Raw genomic sequence first — 19,496 nt, 5'->3', positions numbered from 1 at the left:
AGGATGCACCAGAGCGTGGCTCACCATGGAAAGGACGGCATCCCAGAGGATGTTGACCGATGAAAGGGGACTGATACCCGCCTGTGTCGTGGGAGGGGTCGAAGGGAACGAACCGACGTCAAACGGGCAATGCGGCGTGAGCGCAGGGTGCGAACCCCGCGCCTCAACAGATTGAAATTTTGCTTAAAATCCTACAGCAACACCCCCATATGTTCAATAAAAAATCATCCTTCGCCCGCCCGGCCCAAAACCGAAGGGTCGCCCCGACCCCTGCCGAGAAAAAATGCCCACCGGCAGGGTGACAGGCCCCGCAGGAGACCCTGCGGCTTCGCCCCCCGGGGGCAGAAGGGTTTGCCGCAAGTCATCCACCGGGGCCCGCTGCCTCCTTACACCCTGAAGCGCCCCACCAGGGCACTCAGCTGGTCTGAAAGGCCGTGGAGCTCCCGGGCGTTGGTGCGCACCTGGGCGCTGACATCGGACATCTCCCCGGCTGTGGTATTGACGTCCGCGATCTCACGGGCCATGTCCCGGGAGACCCCGGTGCTTTCGGAGATTTTGTCGGAGACGGTCTGGATCCCGGAGGAGGCCTGGTTGATATTTCCGGAAATTTCAGCGGTGGTCACGGACTGCTCTTCAATGGCCGCGGCAATGGTAATGACAATCTGATTCACCTGGTCCACGACCTCTGCAATGCCATCAATCTCGACCACGGTCTCTTCGGTGGAGGCCTGGACGCCACCGATGCGCTCTCTGACCTCCTGGTTGGACACCGCGGTCTGCTTGGCCAGTTCTTTGATTTCATCGGCCACAACGGCAAACCCCTTGCCCGCGTCCCCGGCCCGGGCCGCCTCAATGGTGGCGTTCAGGGCCAGCAGGTTGATCTGCTCGGAAATCTCCCCGATGGTCTCGGTGACCTTGCCGATGGCCAGGGCCGCCTCCCCAAGGTCTCCCACCTTCTCCTTGGCCTGCCGGGCCTGGGTCACCGCGTCGCCGGTGATGGTGCGCGCCGACTCCGAGTTCCGGGAGATCTCCCCGATGGTGGAGGTCATCTCCTCGGTGGCCGAGGCCATGGTGTTGAGGCTGCCTGCGGAGTGCTCGGTTTCACGGGCCACATCCTCCATGTTGCAGCTCATCTGCTCTGAGGCCGCTGCCACGGTGTGAGCCTTGGAGGAGGATGCCTCGGACCCCTGGGCCATGCGGCCCGCAAGATCCGTCAGCCCGGCCGAAGAGCGGGAGAGGGTCTCGGAGTTGCCCGCGATCTCCCGGATCATCTGCTGGAGCTTCTCCACAAAAAGGTTGAACCAGCGCGCCATCTCCCCCAGCTCATCACGGCTGGCAACGGCCAGGCGCTGGGTGAGGTCACCGTCCCCTTCGGCGATATCCCGGAGCATGTCACCGGCCTGCTTCAACGGACGCGTAATGGAGACAATAAGCACCAGGGCTGCCCCCACGGCCAGGGCTCCGCCGATGAGGATAAAAATCACGATGACGGCCTTGCCCGAGGAGGCCGACTCCACAAAGGCCTTCTTGGAACGCTCTGCCATGGTGTGTACCGTCTCGGAGGCCTCCTCAATGAGCCCCCGGGCCTCGGCGCCGGTTGCCAGCTCATGTTTGTCCTGGGCCACGTAATCGTCCCAGGTGGCCCTGTACTCTCCGGCCGATGCCCGGATGGCCTCGGTGGTCGCCTCCATCTCCATGAGGCCGTCCAGAGCCTCGGTCACCTTGCCGGGATCGGTGCGGAAAGCCAGGTAGTAAAGGGCCCCCAACCGCGCATCCACAAGGGCCTCGTTCACCTTTGCCACCTGCTCCAACCGGGTGAAACCGTTTTCGATGACCCCACCAAGCTCCCGCCCGGCTGTCTCGATGTCATCCACGTACACCCCGGCGCAGATCACCAAATCCCAGGGCTTGAAGTAGCGCGCCACCGTTACCTTGGGGAACACTGCGTCCCCCATGCCAGGCTTGGTCCAGTAGTACTCGGTCATGGACGTGCCGTCCTTGACCGCCCCGTTGACCACATCAATCATGAAACGCTTTCCGGTCTTCTTGTCCTGGATCTTGGAAAAATCCATGCCTTCCAGGCTGCGGTCCGCGCCGTGGGCCACCAGGGCAAAATCCGGCTGCATCACAAAAAAGTAGTTGCTCCCCTCAAAGTGCATCTTGCGCACCACGGAAAGGGCCGCCTTCCGGGAACGAGAGGCCTTGTACGTCCCATGCACCGCGCCACGTCCACGAGGTTTCGGACAGAGGCAAAAGCGGTCTTTTTGAGGTAGTAGGTGCTGTTCTCCAGCACCTCCCCGCGAATGGCCGACTCAATGCGACGCGCCTCTTCCTGTGTGGTGGCTCTCACCTCGGCGGCGCTCGTCAAAAGGTGTCCGCGCAATTCGGCCTTCTTATCCTTGGCAGCTTTCAGGGAGATGAGGTTCTTCTCGTAGAGCGTTCGCCCGGTGTTGAGCGTGTCCACCTCCCCGGTGGTACCGGACACCCGACCCAGCTCTTCCAGCATGGCCTTTACGATGTCCAGCCCCCTGCTCAAGGCCTCAAACTGCTCGGGTTTCCCCTCTTTGGCGTAGGCCACCTGTTCGCTTAAGGTTCCTTTAAGCTGTGTATCAAGTTCCAGGGTCATGTACCCCTCGTCCGCCTGGCGGATGACCCGGTTCAAACTGAGATAACCTGTGCCCCCAACCACAAGGAGCACCCCCACCAGCAGGGCAAACCCTGCAATCAGTTTTTTCCTCAAACTTACCGCTGCAAACATCCACCATCCTCCGTTGTCCATGGTCCGCGCCAGGGCCACATCACACACCGCAAAAAACCCTGACCGCCGAAAAACGCACTGATACATCACGTATCGACCCAGTAAACAGGGAACTTTAGGCGATTGTGACGCTGAAAAGACAGCCGAAGAATCACATTGACAAACTGTTTATAAAACGAGATGGCATGGCGAAAGACTCACAAAGGCTGCCTTTACGACGGGCCTGTTGTGAGGTAGAAAAAAGCAATGGACCACAACCGGAAGGAAAGGTGAAAGGATTGGACACCCTCAATATCGCGTTTACCGACGAAGCAGGGCACGCCCTGCGCAAACGGGGAGGGGCCGTGACCCTCCGTATGGTGAAGAAAAAGAGCTGCGGCGGCTGACGCCCCTCAGGCCGGGCACCCGACCTGACCCCGGCAGTTCGCCGGGGCGTCCCCTTTAGGAAAAACAGCTTTCGCAAGGCCCTGGTGGACGGCATCCCCGTCTGGTACACCCCGGAGGTGCTTGCCCACACAGGCCCCATCATTGTCAGTATCAAGCGATGGTTTTTTTTGCGTCGTCTCTCCGTGGAAAACCTCTGGCTTTAACCGGCCACTGCTTCAGGGCGAAAGCATGGCAAGGCAGACCTTGGTCCCCTGGACAAAATCCCTGCCCCCGGACAATTCCACCACGGGCACTCCCGCCAGCAGGTCGGCATAGGCGGAGAGGGTCGGGGCCCTGGTGTCCTGCCCCTGAAACGGGCCGTAAAAAAGGCCGGTGTCCTTGGCAAAGGCGGAGAGCAGGCTGGCGTCCCGGGGCATCTCAAGGGGCCGTGCCATGGTGGGGGAACCTCCCCCGGACCAGTTCAGGATCACCAGGCCGCAGAGGGGGGCTGTCAGGACAAAACGGCCCGGCCCGAAAAACCGGTGTATGGGCACGTCGTGCTTTTCTTCCACATCCTTAAGAACATCCCGGGGCAATGACCTGAACCGAGCCCTCTCACCGGGGGCGAGCAGGCCGGACAGCCCGGGCACGGTCAGGGCTGTCCCCGGATTGATGCGGGGGTGCTTGGCCACCCCGCACATCTCAAGGCCTTCCCCACGTCGCATCACCATCAGGCGATCATTGCTGACAAACCTTGCCCCTGCCGCCATGAGATGCAGGGCCAGGGTGGATTTCCCCGATCCCGATACCCCGGCCACGGCAAGGCCTCGATTGCCCGTCACCACCCCCGCCCCATGTCCCAGCAGGCTCCCCTGACCTAGCTTCCACTCGATAAAGCGATTGTTGATGAAGTTGATCACCTGGTTGGTGTTGGCAAGGCAAGGCCCCACCGCAAGGTGCTCGCCGCCGCCAAAGAGAAAAAGCATGCCCGTGAGCCGTTTACGCACCATGCGCCCGTCCGGGAAATCCACCCACTCCTCCTTGGTCACGGTCTTGCCGGGGGACGGTGGCTTCGGTGCAAAGGCAAAGGGGACAGACAGTACCTCGGATTCGTGGAGGCTGATGCGCACGGCAGGCGGGCCGCCGTCACAGAGGAACTCCTGAAAGTAATCGGCCAGGACCTCTTTCAAGCCTCGAGAACTTGAGGTGACCTGCACCAGGCACCCGGCAAACCCCAGCGTCAGCCCGTGGTTGGCCGGAATGCGGCTCCGCACCCGAGCCAGGAGTTCTCTGCAGGTTCCGCCGGAAAGGATCATGGCATGATCCTTTCCATCACATGGTCCACGTATCGGTCCGCTGCGTTGATGCCGGTGGTCTCCAGAATGCCCCGAAAACCACCGAACGCCGAAACTTCGAAGACAAAGGGGCCCTCGTCTGTCAGGGCCACGTCCACACAGGTAAAGCTCAGGTTGAACAGGGCCTGGGCCCTGTGGGCCAACTCGATGACCTCGGCAGGAGGGTCAAAGGCCCGGTACCTGCCCCCGGACGCCGTGGTGGTATTCCATGATCCCCCTTGCCTGCTGCGGGCGTAAGTGGCCAGGTACTTCCCGCCCACAAAGGCGATACCCAGGTCGCGGTCCCCTATGGCAATGGATTTCTGAAGATAGAGGATGGGATTTTTCGCCTTGTAGGCCCGAATAATCTCCCCTGCCCCGGGCCCGTCCTTCAAATGGACCATTCCCCGGGCCTTTGAGGTGTACAAAGGCTTCAGGATGGCCGTGCCGTAGGCCTTCAGGGCCTCCATGGCGTGTTCTTCACTCTCGGTGACAGTGGTGGGCGGCATGGGAATCCCGGCCAGTTGAAGGGTGATGGTGCAGGAGAGCCGGTCCAGCACGCGGATCAGGGACAACGGAGAGCTGAACACCTTCACCCCCCGCCCCTCCAGGTACCGAAACAGCTCCAGCCGGTCCAAAAGGTCCGGGGAGTAGCGCGCGCCGATCTTTTTAATCATCAGGGCATCGAACCCTGCAAGATCATGGGGACCGCACCGGGCCCTGCCCGAGGGCAGATCCAGGCGGATCTCGTCCGGGGAGATGAGGACACGCCGCCCGGTCCGGGCAGCCACCGCATCGGCAAGCTGTTCCGAGGACCACCCTCCCTGATTGCCGATCACGCCAATGTTCACCGCATCCCTCCTGAATCTTATGATAGGTCAGATGACGAGTTCGCCGGACACTCCGCCTTCAGGCCCCGTCAGTAGTAAAGAACCTCCTCGGGAAACCGAAACGCCGCCCAGTCCCCGCGTTGACACCCCTGGACCTTCTCCAGAAGAAACAGGGCCCGCTTGTACATGGCCCGGGCAAAGTCGGCATTAAGCTCAAAGCGGGTGGAGGTATAAAAAGACCGGGCCAGGGCAAGGGCCAACCGAACGGAAAAGGAGGCGTCGCCGCGATCCATAGAAAAGGCTTCAACCCCCTTGTGGAACCTGTGAATGGCCCCGTTGATCCGCCGACGGCGGTCGGCCTCGAACACCGGGGTGCGAAACAGGGAGACCAGAAACACCGAGGCGTCCTGAACGTAGTCGAAATCCCGGGATCGGTGCAGGTCGATGAAGTGCACACGCCCTGTGTCGTGGTTGTACACCACATTGCTCGTATTGAAATCCCCGTGGATAAACACGGACACCGGGGCTGCCAGCCCCTGTTCCATGGCCGCACACCGCGTCAGGAGTTCCTGCACGGAGTGGGCGGCGGCGCGGCCCACGTGGGTGCTCTCCCGGAAAAATGCAGGGTGCACCGCCAGCACATCGGCAAGGCGAGTCTGGATCTGATGGATGTAGTCCGTATTCCGGGGCGCTGTAACGGCAGTGCGGTCCCACACGGCAAACAGGGTACGCTCAAGGGCGTCAAGGGCGCTTTTCGCCGCAGCGTCCCCTGCCGACCGGATCACCGTGTCCAGGGTATCCCCGGGAAGAAACTCAAGGAGCAGGGACCCGTTCTCCCCCTGAGCATGAAAACTGTAGATCTCGGGCACCAGGCCCGGGCAGCAGCGCTGCCACCGGCTGTTGTTCTCCTTTTCCCGTTTTATTTTTTCCAAGGGCCCTTCTTTGTAGATCCGGCTCCCGGTCTCGGGCCGGGTGCCCGGCCCCCTGACCTCCCCCACCCGGCACCCGGACCGCGTCCCCTTAATGGCCCGGTAATCGATGCTTTCCACAGAATCGGCACTCCCTGACTTGGACAGGGTTTTCTTCAGCGCATGGAACTGCTCGATGTCGATGTGCTCACCCAGAATGGAAAAAAGGATCGCCTCCCCGATGTTGAGGAGTTCGTTTCCCACCCGGCCTAAATCCCTCAAGACGCAGAGGACGGAAACGAGGTGCCGCGGGTCGCCCCCCTCCTGCAGCGCGGCCATGAGCTTCTCCGCACCGTCCGCGCAGGCCCGGTCCAGCTCCGATCCCACCCGGCAGATGGAGAGACCGGCGTCCATCTTGCCCTTGGCCAGGGCCCTTTGAATCGGCGCAATGCCCCTTACAATCGGTAAAAAGGCCCCCTCCACATCCATTGCCGCCTGGAGTTCCCGGCAGCTATGGTGTGCGGCCTGCTCCGCAACGTCTACGAGGGTGTCCCCGATACGTGCCAGGCTGTCGCAGATTCTCTGGGCGGCACGAACCTTGTTCACAAGGGGGCGCGACAGGGAGCTTCGGCTGTGAATGAACCCGAAGCACTCGTTGTCCACCACCGTTTTCAGGTTATCGATGTACCTCTTGCGGGAGTGAAGCTTGGCCATGCCTTTCCGCACAGGGTCCAGAAAGAACATCCGGGTCCCCCGGGCCTGGGTCTCCACGGCCAGGACAAGGAATCGGAAATGTTGGTCAAGGCCCTCCGGAGTCGCCATGGGCTACCTCACCTGCAACGGGGGGTACCCTTGCCCATCCGGCGTCTCCCCGTCTCGCCAGCTCACGGTGATACTCAACTTGGTGAGGCCTGCTTTGTTTTTGGCTTTCACCGTAAAGTTAAGGAGCCCGGACGGGTGAAGGTCGATGGCGGCTCCGTTGGTGGACAACGCGATGGCCCCCTTGCGAAAACCTTCGGCAAGGGAGGTCAGAAAGGCCGTGATGGTGTCGTTGTCCTGAAGGGAATCGAAAAGGAATTTTTCGTCGGACATGGAAGGGCTCCTGAAGGTGTGAATGGATTTACCGGGCAGGCCGGAAACCGAAAACGACTCACGCTGTCCGGCATGTGGTGCCTGTTGCGCACTATTACGGTTACCCCTTGAGGCGCTCCCTGTACTCACGGATGACGGAGCGCCTGCTGACCCCGTGGATCACAAGCTTCTTCCGGATGTTGAGGTTGTCCCAGGCAGGCTGATAACCGATCTCCCGGCTTGCCTTGGCCTCGTCCTGAAGTTCCCTGGCTTTGGTTTTTTCTCCCATGTGGCAGTCATCGCCCATAAAGATGAGCTGCTTTCGCCGCGTTGCCGGGCTCTTCCGGTTCTGATCGTTCACAACGGAAATAAGAAACTCGGTGTAGCGCTGGGACTGGGGATTCCAGGTCTCGATGCCGTCCACGTCGTAGCCTGCAAGGAGGATGGGCCAGAACTCCTCCGGGTGGGGAATCACCACCCCTCCCCCCAGGGCGCGGACCTCCTCGATGACCTCGGAGGCCCGATAGAAATAGCTCAAGGGGAAATGGGTCTTGACGATCTGCTTCACCGCCTGCAGGTAAGCCTGGACCCGTCCGATGGCAAGGTCCCCCACCTCGGGGCGCAGGGTGTCGAACCAGTTTTTGAGGAGCTTGTTTTTCACGGAGATGGCCGGAACCTTGGGCCAGTTTTCATCCAGAAGGGTCTGAATCCGGGTCACCTGGGCCCGGGTAAAGGCGACCACCTCGGCATCGGCACCTGTGGCCATGGCCGCCTGGTTGATCCTCTCCTCCCGGGGCTTGATGATGGTGTCCATGAAATCAAAGAGCTGGGAAGAGCGGTACTTTGCGGTGAGCTCCAGCATGGACTTGAGCACATGGGCTTCCTGGACCTTCTCGTCGGTGAAATGGAGCAGGAGCTGCACCTTGCTGTTGAATTTTTTGGCGTAGCAGTCCACCTCCACACCGGTGTAGCCGCCCCAGCTCATCATCTGGTTGTGCTGGGTAGGAATGATCAGGGCTTCCCGGATATTGGGAAAAGCCGCCTTCAATCGCTGCTTGATCAAGGGCATGGGGACAAATTCAGGGTGCCAGTGAACCGCCAGGAGGGCCTCCTGACGATGGTGCACCACAGGGGGCCGCGTGACCTGCTCCACCTGCCAGGGGGCCAGCTCCGTGGCCACGAGGCCTAAGAAGCGCTCCAGGTCCCCTTCGGCGACTTCGGCGGAAAAGCCCTGCCGGGGAAAAAGCCTACGCCCGACCTCTCCGGATGACACGGTCTTGTCTGTCATGGCCTCTTTCCTTTGCCCTGCCCGGAGCGGGCACGGCGGCCGGTGTCCCAACAACGGGATCCCCCTTGCGGGGCATGATCCGCGGTCAGGTAAACGAGAGCAGGGCCCGGGTCAGGTGTCCTTTGTCGATGCCAGCTCCGGGGCGGTCCCCGATGAGGGGCACGTCGATGACATCGACCCCCATGGCCTCAATGGCCTGTGTGTCCAGCCCACCGGGGTATTGCCCTTTACGGCTGTCCACAAGCACGAACTGCAGGGCGTCCCGCCCCCGGGGAGCCCCGCTCTCAACAAGGTAGGCCTGCAGGGCCGCCACCTGGTCTCCCACGCTGTAGCCCAACAGTTCGGGATCTTCGAAAGGGTTGGGAACAAACACCTTGGGGCAGGGATTTGCGGCAACGGCCTTGCCCACACCCCACGGAAGGATGTTGGCGACCACACTGGTAAAAAAACTGCCGATGGGAAAACAGATCAGCTCGGCACCGGCGATGCGGTCGGCGGTCTCCCCGTCGATGGAGATCTTGACAGGAGAGGTGTCGTCCAGGGAGGGAGTCAGCCACACCCGGGTAATCCTGGACTGGATGGCCCCGCCCTCTTTGCCGGTCAAAAGGTGCTGGCCCACAACCACGGACCCGTCGGCCAGGGCCGCGGCGATATGCATGTCCTCGGCCACCACCGGATGCACCTCGCCATGGCCCCCCACAAGGGCTGCCACCAGGCTGATCCCGGATGCCATGCCGTGGCTTGAGGCAAGATAAGCTGAGGTCAGCACCAGGTTGCCCATGCAGGCGCCCCTCAGGTCGAAGGCATCGGGCATGGACTCCAGAAACCGCCGAAAGTGGGGGCAAAGGGCCTCACCTGTCCGCAGGGAGAGCCCTTGGAACAGGTGATGGGTTCCCCCAGCCAGGGCGGCGAGCTCCGAGGCCGCTTCGTCCCGGGGCATGTCCCGGGAGAATCGGTGGGAAAAAAGTGCGGCGGCGGCTTGTCCTTCACCGGTGGCCGAGTCCGACAGAGCAAGAAGGCGGCTTCGGATATCGCCCATGGCCGGTATGTGAAACCACCGACGAAGCTCCCCGCTGCTCCCGCCGGAATCAAAGGGAGTCATGATATGAATGGTGTTGTGGGTATACCGCGTCAACTCCCGGGAGACCTCACCCAGGGCGGTTCCACCACTGAAAAAGAGAATCCTCGGCCCTGTGTGTGGAGAGACTGGAGAGCTGATTTCTTTGAATCAGGGATACACATCTCGTCCTGTATTGCGTCCTGTAAGGGGGTATCAGCACTCTCGGAACATGGCCCGAATCCCTGCTGCGATGCGAGAAAGGACCACGGCAAGCCATTGGCCGGGGACCGACAGGGCACGCTCCGGCGCCTCCCGAAACCACAAGGGGATAACGCCGGTCATAGGTTGGGTAATAGATCTTAAATATATCCCAATCGGTCATGACGTGGAATGAAAAAAGGGACAAAACCCAATGCTGAGAGCAGGTTCTGCTGGCGAAGGATTTGACACTGTCGTGTATTTTGCGGTAATTCTAAAAAGTTACTTCTCGCGCCACATACAGATTGCCCGTCACCCATTGATTGCCTCCCGGCTCGCCTGCCCGAACCCGACCACCATGGCGCATCCGACGTGCCCCATGCCCCGTTGGTCCATGGGTAAAAACGGCTCGACCCTCACGTAAAGGGGGATCCATGATTGAAATCACGAAATCCATTGCCGTTCGAAGGCCCATCCACGAGGCCTTCCGCGTCATCAGCGACTTTTCCTTTATCCAGCACTGGGATCCCGGCGTGGTATCGTCCCAAAAGGTATCCGACGGCCCCGTGGGGGAGGGGACCTCCTTTGCACTGGCCCTCAGGTACGGGATCTTTTCCATGCGGATGGTCTACACCATCACAGAGTACCGTCCCCCCTTCCGGGTGGTGCTCAAGGGAACCGGAGACTCCTTTGCCGTCACCGACACCATTGTGATGAGCGAAAACAGCTCCCGAACCACGGTGACCTACACGGCCTGCTTTGACCTGCCCGATATGCCGCCCCGGCTTGCGCCGGTGGTGCGGCCCCTTCTGGAGCGCATCGGCCGGGCCGCCATGGACGGCATGAAGGCAGCCCTCTCCCCCTGCCCGGGCCCGCCCCGGTCCGTGGCCCTGTTTCACCGGGGGGTCCACCCCGTTGATGCCGTGGCCGACCGCCTGGTGCTGCCCGGCGCCTTAAGCTTCAGCAAGTGGGGCCACAACCTGGCCCAACCCTTCTGGAGACCCGGCACCGAGCTTCTCACCGGCAAAACCGTGGTCCTCACCGGCCCCACATCGGGCCTGGGTAAGGCCGCGGCACAGGCCCTGGCCCTGCGGGACGCCCGGCTCATCCTCATCGCAAGAAACCGACAAAAGGCCATGGAGACAAGCCGGGAGCTTACCCGCATCACGGGCAACCATAAGATCAACGTGGCCACCGCCGACCTGAGCATCATGGCCGAGGTTCACCGGGTGGCGGACGAAATCCTTCACGAGGCGCCCTGTATCGACGTGCTCATCAACAACGCCGGGGCGCTGTTCCCCCAGCGGGAGACCACAAGCGAAGGCCTGGAGCGCACCTTTGCCATCAACCTGCTGGGCGTGTTCACCCTCACCCGGAGGCTCCTGCCCGCCCTCTGCCGGGCAAAGGAGCCGCGTATCCTCAACGTGGCCTCCGGCGGCATGTACACCCAGAAAATCCACGTGGACGACCTGGAGAATGTGCCCCCACCCCTACGGGCCCACCGCCTACGCATGGGCCAAGCGAGGGCTGGTGATCCTGACCGAGCACTGGGCCGAGGTGTTTCGCCACCGCCCCTTTGCCGTCCACGCCATGCACCCCGGATGGGTGGACACCCCGGGTCTTGCCGCCTCCCTGCCCCGATTTCACAAAGCGATCCGGCCCCTGCTTCGAACGCCTGCTCAAGGGGCCGACACCCTGGTCTGGCTTGCCGCGGCCGAACCACCGGGCCGGTGCTCGGGCCTTTTCTGGCTCGACCGAAGGCCCCATGTCACCCATGTATTTCCCGGTACCCGTGAGACCGAAGATGAGCGCAGGCAACTTCTCACAGCCCTTGAGCACCATGAGCATGATCTGCGCCGTCAAAGGATCCATAAACGCGAGACCTAAACACCCACCCCTTTTTGCCATGTCCGGACCGTAAAAGAGAAATCGGGTCCAAGGAGAGCCATGTTGCCCATTAAACGCACCATCCTGCTCCTGATCTGCTGCCTTTGGGTCCTTCCCGCCCACAGCCTGGAGCCCACGGCCACCATCGACGGGGTCCGCTTTGACCTGGTCTACCCGGACGCACCGGTCACCCTTCACCTGCGGGGTGTTGCCACCCTGCGTTACCTCCGGTTCATCAGGGCTTATGCCGGGGCCCTCTACATGCCCAAGGCCATCCCCTCCAGTGAGGTGCTCAGCGATGTGCCCAAGCACCTGGTCCTCGAATACTTCCAGACCATCGACGCCGAGGACTTTGCCGAAGCCACCCGCGCCATGGTGGAAAGAAACACGGATGAGGCCACCTATGCCCGCATTGCCCCCGAGCTGTATCGCCTCTGCCGCGCCTTCCGCTCCGTTGGCCCCACCGACCGCTACGCCCTGACCTACGCACCGGAATCGGGCCTTTCCCTCACCCTCAACGGCATCCTGCTGGGGACCTTCCAGGGGCCTGACTTTGCCCGGGCCATGTTCGCCGTCTGGCTTGGCGACGCCCCCATCGACAAGGCCTTTCGAAAGCGGCTCCTGGGGGCGAAGTGAAGCCGGGGAACGAAAGGCTGCCCCGTCCGGTCAAGCTCGCCTACGCCCTGCCCGCCTTTGCCATGGCCGTGGTGGGCATCCCCGTCTACATCTACATCCCCAAGTTCTACACCGACGTCATGGGACTGGACATTGCCGTGGTGGGGGCGGGCCTTCTGGGGCTGAGGCTCTTTGACGCCATCACCGATCCGGTCATGGGCATGCTCTCCGACCGCACCGCCAGCCCCTTGGGCAGGCGACGCCCCTATATCGCGGTGGGGGCCGTCATTCTCTGCCTGGCCATCGCCTGCCTCTTCAACCCACCCCAACTTGGCGTCCCCTGGACCACGGCCTGGTTTTTCATCTGGCTGGCCCTGGTCTTCGTCTTCTGGACCGTTGCGGTGGTGCCCTACGAAGCCCTGGGCCCGGAGCTCACCTTTGATTACCATGAACGAACGGTTCTCTTCGGCTATCGGGACGGGTTTCTCATCGCCGGCACCATGATGGCGGCCATCGTCCCCGTCATCATCCGCACCGCCCTGCGATCCACCGGGACTTCATTTTCCGACCACACCGTCTTTTTCATCATGTCCCTTGTCTACATTCCCCTGATCCTGGCCTGCTGCGGCATCTGCGTTGTCAGGGTCCGGGAACACACCACCACCGCTTTGCCGGAGCCGTTTCATCTCAAAGAGAGCCTGGCCCCCCTCCTGAACAACAGACCCTTCGGCATTCTGGTCGTGGCCTTTGCATTCAGCGCCATCGCCGCCCAGATGCCCGCCACCCTGATCCTTTTTTATGTGGAACACGTCCTTGAATCCAATCGGGCCGAGCTGTTCCTTCTCCTCTATTTTGTCTCGGGGGTCGTCTTTCTCCCCGCATGGGTGCGGCTTGCCAGGCGAATCGGAAAAAAGGCGGCGTGGATGGCCTCCATGGCCATCAACACCGGAGCCTTCTTCTATGTCTTCTGGCTTGGGCCGGGTGACGAAGGGGTCTACGGGGCCCTGGTCTTTGTCTCGGGTATCGGCTTCGGCGCCGGCCTTGCCCTCCCTTCCGCCCTCACCGCCGATGTCATCGACTTCGACGAATCCCTCACCGGCAAACGGCGCGAAGGCCAGTACATCGGGGTCTTCTCCGTGGCAAAAAAAATGGCCGGTGCCACAGGGGCAGGCCTCGGTCTCTGGGCACTCGGTTTTTTCGGCTACGAGGCGGGCCAGCGCCAGGGACCAGAGGCCATCTTTGCCTTACGGACCCTGTACGCCCTTGTCCCCTGCCTCTTGAGCATTGTGGCCCTTGCCGTTGCCGGTTTCTACCCCCTTTCCCAAAAGCGCCATCAAGAGATCATGGCTCAACGTCCCTCCCCTTAACCCACAGATGTCATGCCTCCCTTTTTCTTCGCCCCGGCACGTCAGATAAGGTTGACATTTCTATTCTTTTCGAAATATCATACCAGAAAATTCGCCTGCGAATCATACAAAACAGGTGCTATTACAAGATGTTTCCCAACGGGTTGCCGGACACCTTGCTTCGAACCGCTTCAACGCCTCTGTGATTAAGCGTTTTATTTGCCTACCGGAAAAGTTTTTCTGATGGCCCTCCCAACTGTTGTAACCTGACGTGCCAAAGAGAAAGGAAGTTCCATGTCAAAAATTATTAAAATCTGCTCATTGATTCTCGTGGGCATTTTTTCCATTGCCCAAGCACACGCAGCCACAGGCAAAGCCTTCATTCAGCCCATCGTCACTGATTTCCCCCAGATCCAGCTGAACGTGAACATCCTGGACAGCAACGGTCACCCCGTTTACGGCCTGAAGCCTGAGCAATTCTCCCTTATGGAAGATTTAAAATCAGTTGAAATGACAGGATTCGAAGCAAAAAAAACGGAGGAGATGAAACGCAACAAGGTGGATATCGTCTTCGTCTTTGACGACACCGGCAGCATGGCATACGAAATCAAAGGACTCAAAGAGAAAACCATTGAGTTTGCCGATATCATCCAGTCATCGGGGTTTGACTATGAGTTGGGCCTGATCACCTACAAAGACACCATCAACAACCCATTTAAGCGCACAAAAAACGCCGAGGACTTCAAAACCTGGGTCTCCTCCCTGCGAGCGGCCGGAGGCGATGATGAGCCGGAAAATGCACTGGACGCCATAGAGGCCGCTTACCGTCAGCCCTTCAGAGATGATGCACGGGTCATCTTTATCCTGATCACCGACGCAACCTTCCATGCCCGGGACGCCATAAGCCCCCTCTCCATGCAGGAGATCATCACGAACCTGGCGGAGCGAAACATCCAGCTCCACGTGGTGGGCCCCAACATCGACCAGTACAAGGCCATGACCTCTGAGCTGGGCGGTACCTTCTACGACAAGGACTCAGGCCAGTTCAAGCGCATCATCACCCAGATTGCAGGGGGGAGCTCCGGCAACTACACCCTCACCTTCGCAAGCCGCCGCCCGTCCTACGATTTCACCTGGAGATCTGTCGAGCTGACCCTTGCAGGCCACTCCCTGGCAGACAATGTCACGCAATACCAGGCCCCGAGCTGGGTGACCGCATCCAGTCGACGATACAGCCTGAAGGGCAACGAAAGCCCCTACTCTCCCCACTTTGTGGTTGATGGGGACAAAAACACCTGTTGGGCCGAAGGCGTAGCCGGAAGCGGCGTTAAAGAATGGATCGCCCTGAACTTCAATGAGCCGGTTATGGCCGACCATTTTACCATCCACCCCCCGAAAAACGGCGTACACATGCCATCAAGCATCTCCGTAACCCTCAACGGAGACGACAAGCGCCACTACGAAATTGATCCCGGAAGCGGCCTTATTTCCGGGACCTTTGAAAAAGACCTGCCCATCACACAGTTCAAGGTCACCATCGAAAAGGCCAGCGGAGATACCGTCGGCTTCTCCAAGATCGAACTCTCCGGCGGAAAGCCCAGGGCATTGGTCGGCCCCCTCAAAAAGGCCCAGGAGATCCGGTTCTCCCGTAAAATCTCACGGGACATGAACAAGAAGGGCGAAGAGCTCTATCACAAGAAAAAATACGATGAGGCCATTTACTACTACAAAGAGTCCATCGAAAAAGACCCCACTTATGCCCAGGCCTTCAGCAACCTCGGGCTGGCTTACCAGCGGGCAGACGACTACCCCAATGCCATCTGGGCCAACAGAAAGGCCATTGCCCTGGCAAGGGGAAAACACAAGAAAACCGTCAGCGCCAGCTCCTACTACAACATCGCTCGAATCTTCGAGGCGCAGAACAAGTACGAAGAGGCGCTCCAGAACTTTATCTGGGCCAAGTCATTCAAAAGCCACAGCGCTTACGATTCCGGCATCGCCCGCATGAATGAGAAGCTCGGGATGTAATCCCTGCCTGCCTCCGGCGATCCTGCCGGGGGCCCTGTTTTACCTGTTCCGAAAGAGTGGGGTGTCCCCGCTCTTTCGGCACGCCATTAACATCGCTTGCAACGGTCTTTCCCTTACGATGCCAGCAGGTCCTGAGGGGAAAGGCTGTTGCCACGGAAACATGTGCGGGGACCCTTGTCAAAAAAGCGGCCCGCCCGAGGCAAGGGAACGCCCCATGAGATACATTCTGATTCTTTTACTCATCTTCACCTCCGCCGCCCATGCCGCGGGTCCCGAAAAAATAGCAACCTATGACAGAAAGACCTGGCCGGAAGCCATTGACAGCAATGCCGCCTTTGACCGGGCCTCAGCCTTCGAGGGCTATCATTTCCTCGATGTGCTGAGCACCGTGGACACAGGCAGTGCAGAGACGATCCGGGCATTCACCGGCGTCAAAGAGCCCGACATGGCGTCTGTAGGGAGGTGGGTCCGTTTTGCCCGGGACGAGCTGGTTAAAAATTTCAATGCGGCCCAAAGGCAGGACGCCAAAGGGTGGGGCGGAGGCTCAAAAATTGATTCCGCAGACGCCGCCGCCGCCACCAGGCCCCACTACCTCACCCTTCCTTCCGAGTACGATCAGTGGAAAGAGCGTTCCCGAAAATTCCATACCCGCTACGTGTACGAGCAGCTGCGCCTGGCGGCCCTCTTCCCCCGGATCACAAGTGAAATTCTGAAACTGGACCAATCCGAACGCAACGGGTTTGAACTCAGCGACAAGCAATTCATCCTGACCTTTGATGACGGCCCCAGCCCCAATGGGGTCACCGGGAAAATGATCTCTGAGCTGAACAGCAGACACCTTAAGGCGGCGTTCTTTCTTCTGGGGGAGCGCCTGGAAACATGGCCCCCTGAAAAAGCCCAAGCCCTTTATGCCGGACACTATGTGGGTTCCCACGGGTATACCCACAAGGCCCACCCCGGGTACGCCCAGTGGCAATCATCCATAGACAGGACCCATGCCCTGATCTCGGCTGTTTTTTCGACCCCTTCCAGCCGCATCGGATTTCGCCCTCCGTACGGTCAGCGAACCCCGGAGATGATCGCGCACCTTCGCACCGTACACCACAGCCACGTGGCCCTCTGGAATATCGACAGCCAGGATTGGAACCGGAAAATCGGCCCTGACCAGCTCTCCGACCGGGTGACCACCCTGATCCTGTTGTGGAGAAAAGGGATCATTCTCTTCCACGACCTGTACCCGAAATCCATTGAGGCTGTCGGGGCCCTGCATGACTTTTCACGGGAAGCCAACATTGAGTTTGTTGACCCCGGATAACAGTCGGATCGTCGACGGCCTTCCGGAAGGTCCAAACAATTCGCAAGAGCTGTGTGGCAAGCTGTTTAAACCTTTGACCCCGGAACACGACAGATCAAAACCTGCATGGATCCCGGGACGTCACCGACACAGGTAGAGTTCGTCCAAAGTTTCGAAAAGGGCGTTTCGGGCCTCTTCAAAGCGGGCCATCTCGGCCCGGGCTTCGTCGGTTTTCCCCTGGGTGTGAAGGGCCACCACCGCCTCTGCGCGGGTGTGGACCTCCTCATGGCAGGCCCCCACGGCCCGGTACTGGGGAAGGGCGGCCACGGAATCGTCCACCGAGGCATACCAGCGGCCAAAGGCGCACGCCCCGTGGCCGGGCACCTCGCCGGGCTCCATGGTCCGGATGCCCTGGAGGGCGGTCTCGATGCCCATTTTCCAGTCAAAGTGGGCATTTTTCACCTTGCCCATGTCAAAGGGGGGCGCAGAGACCTTGAACCGGCCGATGACCTCCTGCAGGACAATCCCGATATGTTTCTGTTCTCCGGCAAACCCGCCCACCTCGATGCACCGGTGTGCCGTGCCGTCGGCCGCGCCCTTCACCGACGAGATCTCCCGGGAGACCAGGTCGTTGACACCTGAGGCGCTGACCACATGCTTGTTTCCCTCCTGCATGGAGTGGGAGACGTCGTCGGCTTTGGAGACGATCTCCCGGCTGGCGTCAGCCTGCAGGGCCACGGCCGAGGCAATGGTGCTCACCATGTCGCTGACCCGGGTGCTGCTCTGGGTGATGCGGTCGATCACCTGCACGGTCTGGGTGGTGGAGTCCTGGACCCCGGATACCCGGTCCTCGATCTCCAGGGTGGCCTCGGCGGTCTGCCTGGCCAGGGCCTTGATCTCATCAGCCACCACGGCAAAGCCTTTGCCCGCCTCTCCGGCCCGTGCCGCCTCGATGGTGGCGTTCAAGGCCAGCAGGTTGGTCTGATCGGCGATCTCCTTGATGGTCTCGGTCACCAGGGTGATCTGCCCCGCGGCCTTGCCCAGCGCTTCCACGCTGGTGTTGGCCAACTCCGCCTGGGCCACGGCCTCGCGGGTCATCTCCTTGGCCTGCTCGGATTGATGGGCCACCTCCTTCACACTCGCGGTCATGGACTTGGCCGATTCGGCCATGCGCCCCACCAGGCGATCCGACTCATCGATGGCCGTTGCCATGGCATCCATGCTGGCGTTCATCTCCCCGGAGGAGGAGGCCACCTCTCCTAAGTCCGCCGACATCTGGCGGGCTCCACCGGACATCTCCCCTGCGATGCGGTCCATGTTCACCGATGCATGGCCGATGGTCTCGGCGTTGCCCCGGATGCTGCGCACCAGGCGCTCCAGATTGCCGATAAAGGTGTTGAATGCAAGGGACAGGGCCCCGATCTCGTCGGGCTTTCCCCGGCCGCCGGCCATGGGCAGCCTGGCCGTGAGATCCGCCTCCCCGGTGGCAATACCCTGAAGCATGGAGACCACCCGGTTCAAGGGACGCACGATGCCGTTGCCCGTAAAGAGCCCCAGCCCCGCAGCCACCAGAAAACAGAGGATGCACACCACCACCATGGCCACAAGAAACTCCTGCCTCACCTGAAAAAACTCATCTTCCGAGGCCGAGGTGAGCACCTTCCAGGTGAAGTCGCCGAAATCTGCGGTGGCAAATCCGTACACGGTGGCGTGCCCTTCGGTGGCATCGCTGAAAAAACCCTGGCCCACGGTCTCTAAAATGTTCAGGTTGTCCGAGCCTTCCCCCAGGCTCTCCCGGATGTTCCCGCCATATCCCGCGCTGCCCTCTTCATGACCGATGACCGTGCCGTCGGAGCGCACCACGGTCAGGGTCTTGGTTGCCCAGCCGAGATCCCGGAAGCTGCTTACCCTGCCCTCCAGCCACTGCTGCACCAGCTGCCACTTCACCCGCGCGCTCAGGGTACCCAGCACCCCGCCGTCCGCATCACGAATCACCGTGGCGATGACCATGGTGTACCGGGCATCCCCGCCAAAGGGAGGCTGGGTGAGAACCGAGCCCTCGGGCTGCTCGTGCCAGTCCGACCAGTAGGTCCCCCGGGCCAGGGTCTGGCGGTACCATGCCTCCTCCCCGTGCCGGGCACCGATGAGCCCGGGTTCGCTGGCCGACACACAGGTGCCCTCCTGATTTGTCACCATGAAAAACGAAAAGGGATTGTCCTTGTCCCGGACCAGGCCGGTGAGCAGGGTGTCCACATCCCCGTAATCAAAATCGGTGATCAGCGACTGGCCCAGGATGGGATTTGCCAGGAGCAACCGGATATCCCGGATACGATGGTCCAGAACCTCCTCCAGATATTCGGCTGCGATCCGGCTGTCCGCCACCATCTGCTCGGACTGCCGCGACTCGATAAACCCTGAAATCCTGTAGCTGGCATACCCCGCCACGAACAACGCCGGCAGGATCCCCACGATGATCATGGACAGCAGTTCTACCTTGAGTTTCACTCTCATCC

Annotated in this window: 14 protein-coding genes; 5 read left to right on the top strand and 9 right to left on the bottom strand. The window is 60.8% G+C overall.

The genetic code is table 11. The annotated features are described in order from the left end of the window. Nucleotides 1–386 precede the first annotated feature (386 nt). The 8 genes from ACOYW2_RS01550 to ACOYW2_RS01515 all read right to left on the bottom strand — a co-directional run bounded on the left by ACOYW2_RS01550 (nucleotide 387) and on the right by ACOYW2_RS01515 (nucleotide 9,738). Entirely contained in the window at nucleotides 387–2,171 is a 1,785-nt protein-coding gene (locus ACOYW2_RS01550) for a methyl-accepting chemotaxis protein (RefSeq protein WP_482769154.1), read from the bottom strand. Beyond that, on the bottom strand, nucleotides 2,126–2,758 hold the full coding sequence (locus tag ACOYW2_RS01545) for a hypothetical protein (protein ID WP_482769153.1): 633 nt from the start codon (nucleotides 2,756–2,758) through the stop codon (nucleotides 2,126–2,128). The genes ACOYW2_RS01550 and ACOYW2_RS01545 overlap by 46 nt, the downstream gene beginning before the upstream one ends. A 602-nt stretch (nucleotides 2,759–3,360) precedes the next feature. Continuing rightward, nucleotides 3,361–4,440 (bottom strand): HprK-related kinase B, encoded by a 1,080-nt coding sequence (locus tag ACOYW2_RS01540; RefSeq protein WP_482769152.1) that lies wholly within the window; start codon nucleotides 4,438–4,440, stop codon nucleotides 3,361–3,363. Next, nucleotides 4,437–5,309 (bottom strand): GAK system ATP-grasp enzyme, encoded by an 873-nt coding sequence (locus ACOYW2_RS01535; protein ID WP_482769151.1) that lies wholly within the window; start codon nucleotides 5,307–5,309, stop codon nucleotides 4,437–4,439. The genes ACOYW2_RS01540 and ACOYW2_RS01535 overlap by 4 nt, the downstream gene beginning before the upstream one ends. 68 nt (nucleotides 5,310–5,377) lie before the next feature. Continuing rightward, complete coding sequence (locus ACOYW2_RS01530; protein WP_482769150.1) at nucleotides 5,378–7,018, bottom strand: phosphotransferase; 1,641 nt, start codon at nucleotides 7,016–7,018, stop codon at nucleotides 5,378–5,380. Nucleotides 7,019–7,021: 3 nt separating this feature from the next. Further along, nucleotides 7,022–7,288: an amphi-Trp domain-containing protein gene (locus ACOYW2_RS01525; RefSeq protein WP_482421422.1), complete on the bottom strand. Its 267-nt coding sequence runs from the start codon at nucleotides 7,286–7,288 to the stop codon at nucleotides 7,022–7,024. Nucleotides 7,289–7,388: 100 nt separating this feature from the next. Then, the gene (locus ACOYW2_RS01520; protein ID WP_482769148.1) at nucleotides 7,389–8,555 is read right to left on the bottom strand and encodes a hypothetical protein; all 1,167 of its coding nucleotides are present in this window, start codon (nucleotides 8,553–8,555) and stop codon (nucleotides 7,389–7,391) included. Nucleotides 8,556–8,640: 85 nt separating this feature from the next. Next, nucleotides 8,641–9,738, bottom strand: coding sequence for a GAK system CofD-like protein (locus ACOYW2_RS01515; protein WP_482770967.1), 1,098 nt, complete (start codon nucleotides 9,736–9,738; stop codon nucleotides 8,641–8,643). A gap of 509 nt (nucleotides 9,739–10,247) precedes the next feature. On the opposite strand from ACOYW2_RS01515, the gene ACOYW2_RS01510 reads away from it, so the two are divergent. From ACOYW2_RS01510 to ACOYW2_RS01490, 5 genes are all read left to right on the top strand, one after another. Beyond that, the gene (locus ACOYW2_RS01510) at nucleotides 10,248–11,609 is read left to right on the top strand and encodes an SDR family NAD(P)-dependent oxidoreductase (protein WP_482769147.1); all 1,362 of its coding nucleotides are present in this window, start codon (nucleotides 10,248–10,250) and stop codon (nucleotides 11,607–11,609) included. Between the two features lie 151 nt (nucleotides 11,610–11,760). Then, on the top strand, nucleotides 11,761–12,336 hold the full coding sequence (locus ACOYW2_RS01505) for a chalcone isomerase family protein (RefSeq protein ID WP_482769146.1): 576 nt from the start codon (nucleotides 11,761–11,763) through the stop codon (nucleotides 12,334–12,336). Next, complete coding sequence (locus ACOYW2_RS01500; protein ID WP_482769145.1) at nucleotides 12,333–13,682, top strand: MFS transporter; 1,350 nt, start codon at nucleotides 12,333–12,335, stop codon at nucleotides 13,680–13,682. Before ACOYW2_RS01505 ends, ACOYW2_RS01500 begins: the two co-directional genes overlap by 4 nt. Nucleotides 13,683–13,955: 273 nt before the next feature. Then, nucleotides 13,956–15,689: a tetratricopeptide repeat protein gene (locus ACOYW2_RS01495; protein ID WP_482769144.1), complete on the top strand. Its 1,734-nt coding sequence runs from the start codon at nucleotides 13,956–13,958 to the stop codon at nucleotides 15,687–15,689. A gap of 214 nt (nucleotides 15,690–15,903) precedes the next feature. Then, on the top strand, nucleotides 15,904–17,004 hold the full coding sequence (locus tag ACOYW2_RS01490; RefSeq protein WP_482769143.1) for a polysaccharide deacetylase family protein: 1,101 nt from the start codon (nucleotides 15,904–15,906) through the stop codon (nucleotides 17,002–17,004). 120 nt (nucleotides 17,005–17,124) lie between these two features. On the opposite strand, the gene ACOYW2_RS01485 is transcribed toward ACOYW2_RS01490, so the two are convergent. Then, nucleotides 17,125–19,488, bottom strand: a complete 2,364-nt coding sequence (locus tag ACOYW2_RS01485; RefSeq protein ID WP_482769142.1) for a methyl-accepting chemotaxis protein — start codon at nucleotides 19,486–19,488, stop codon at nucleotides 17,125–17,127. Between the last annotated feature and the right edge of the window lie 8 nt (nucleotides 19,489–19,496).

Source organism: Desulfoluna sp. CLI2B, assembly GCF_056847375.1.
The sequence above is the reverse complement of the archived record's forward strand: the minus strand, read 5'-3'. Positions and strand labels throughout refer to the sequence as shown.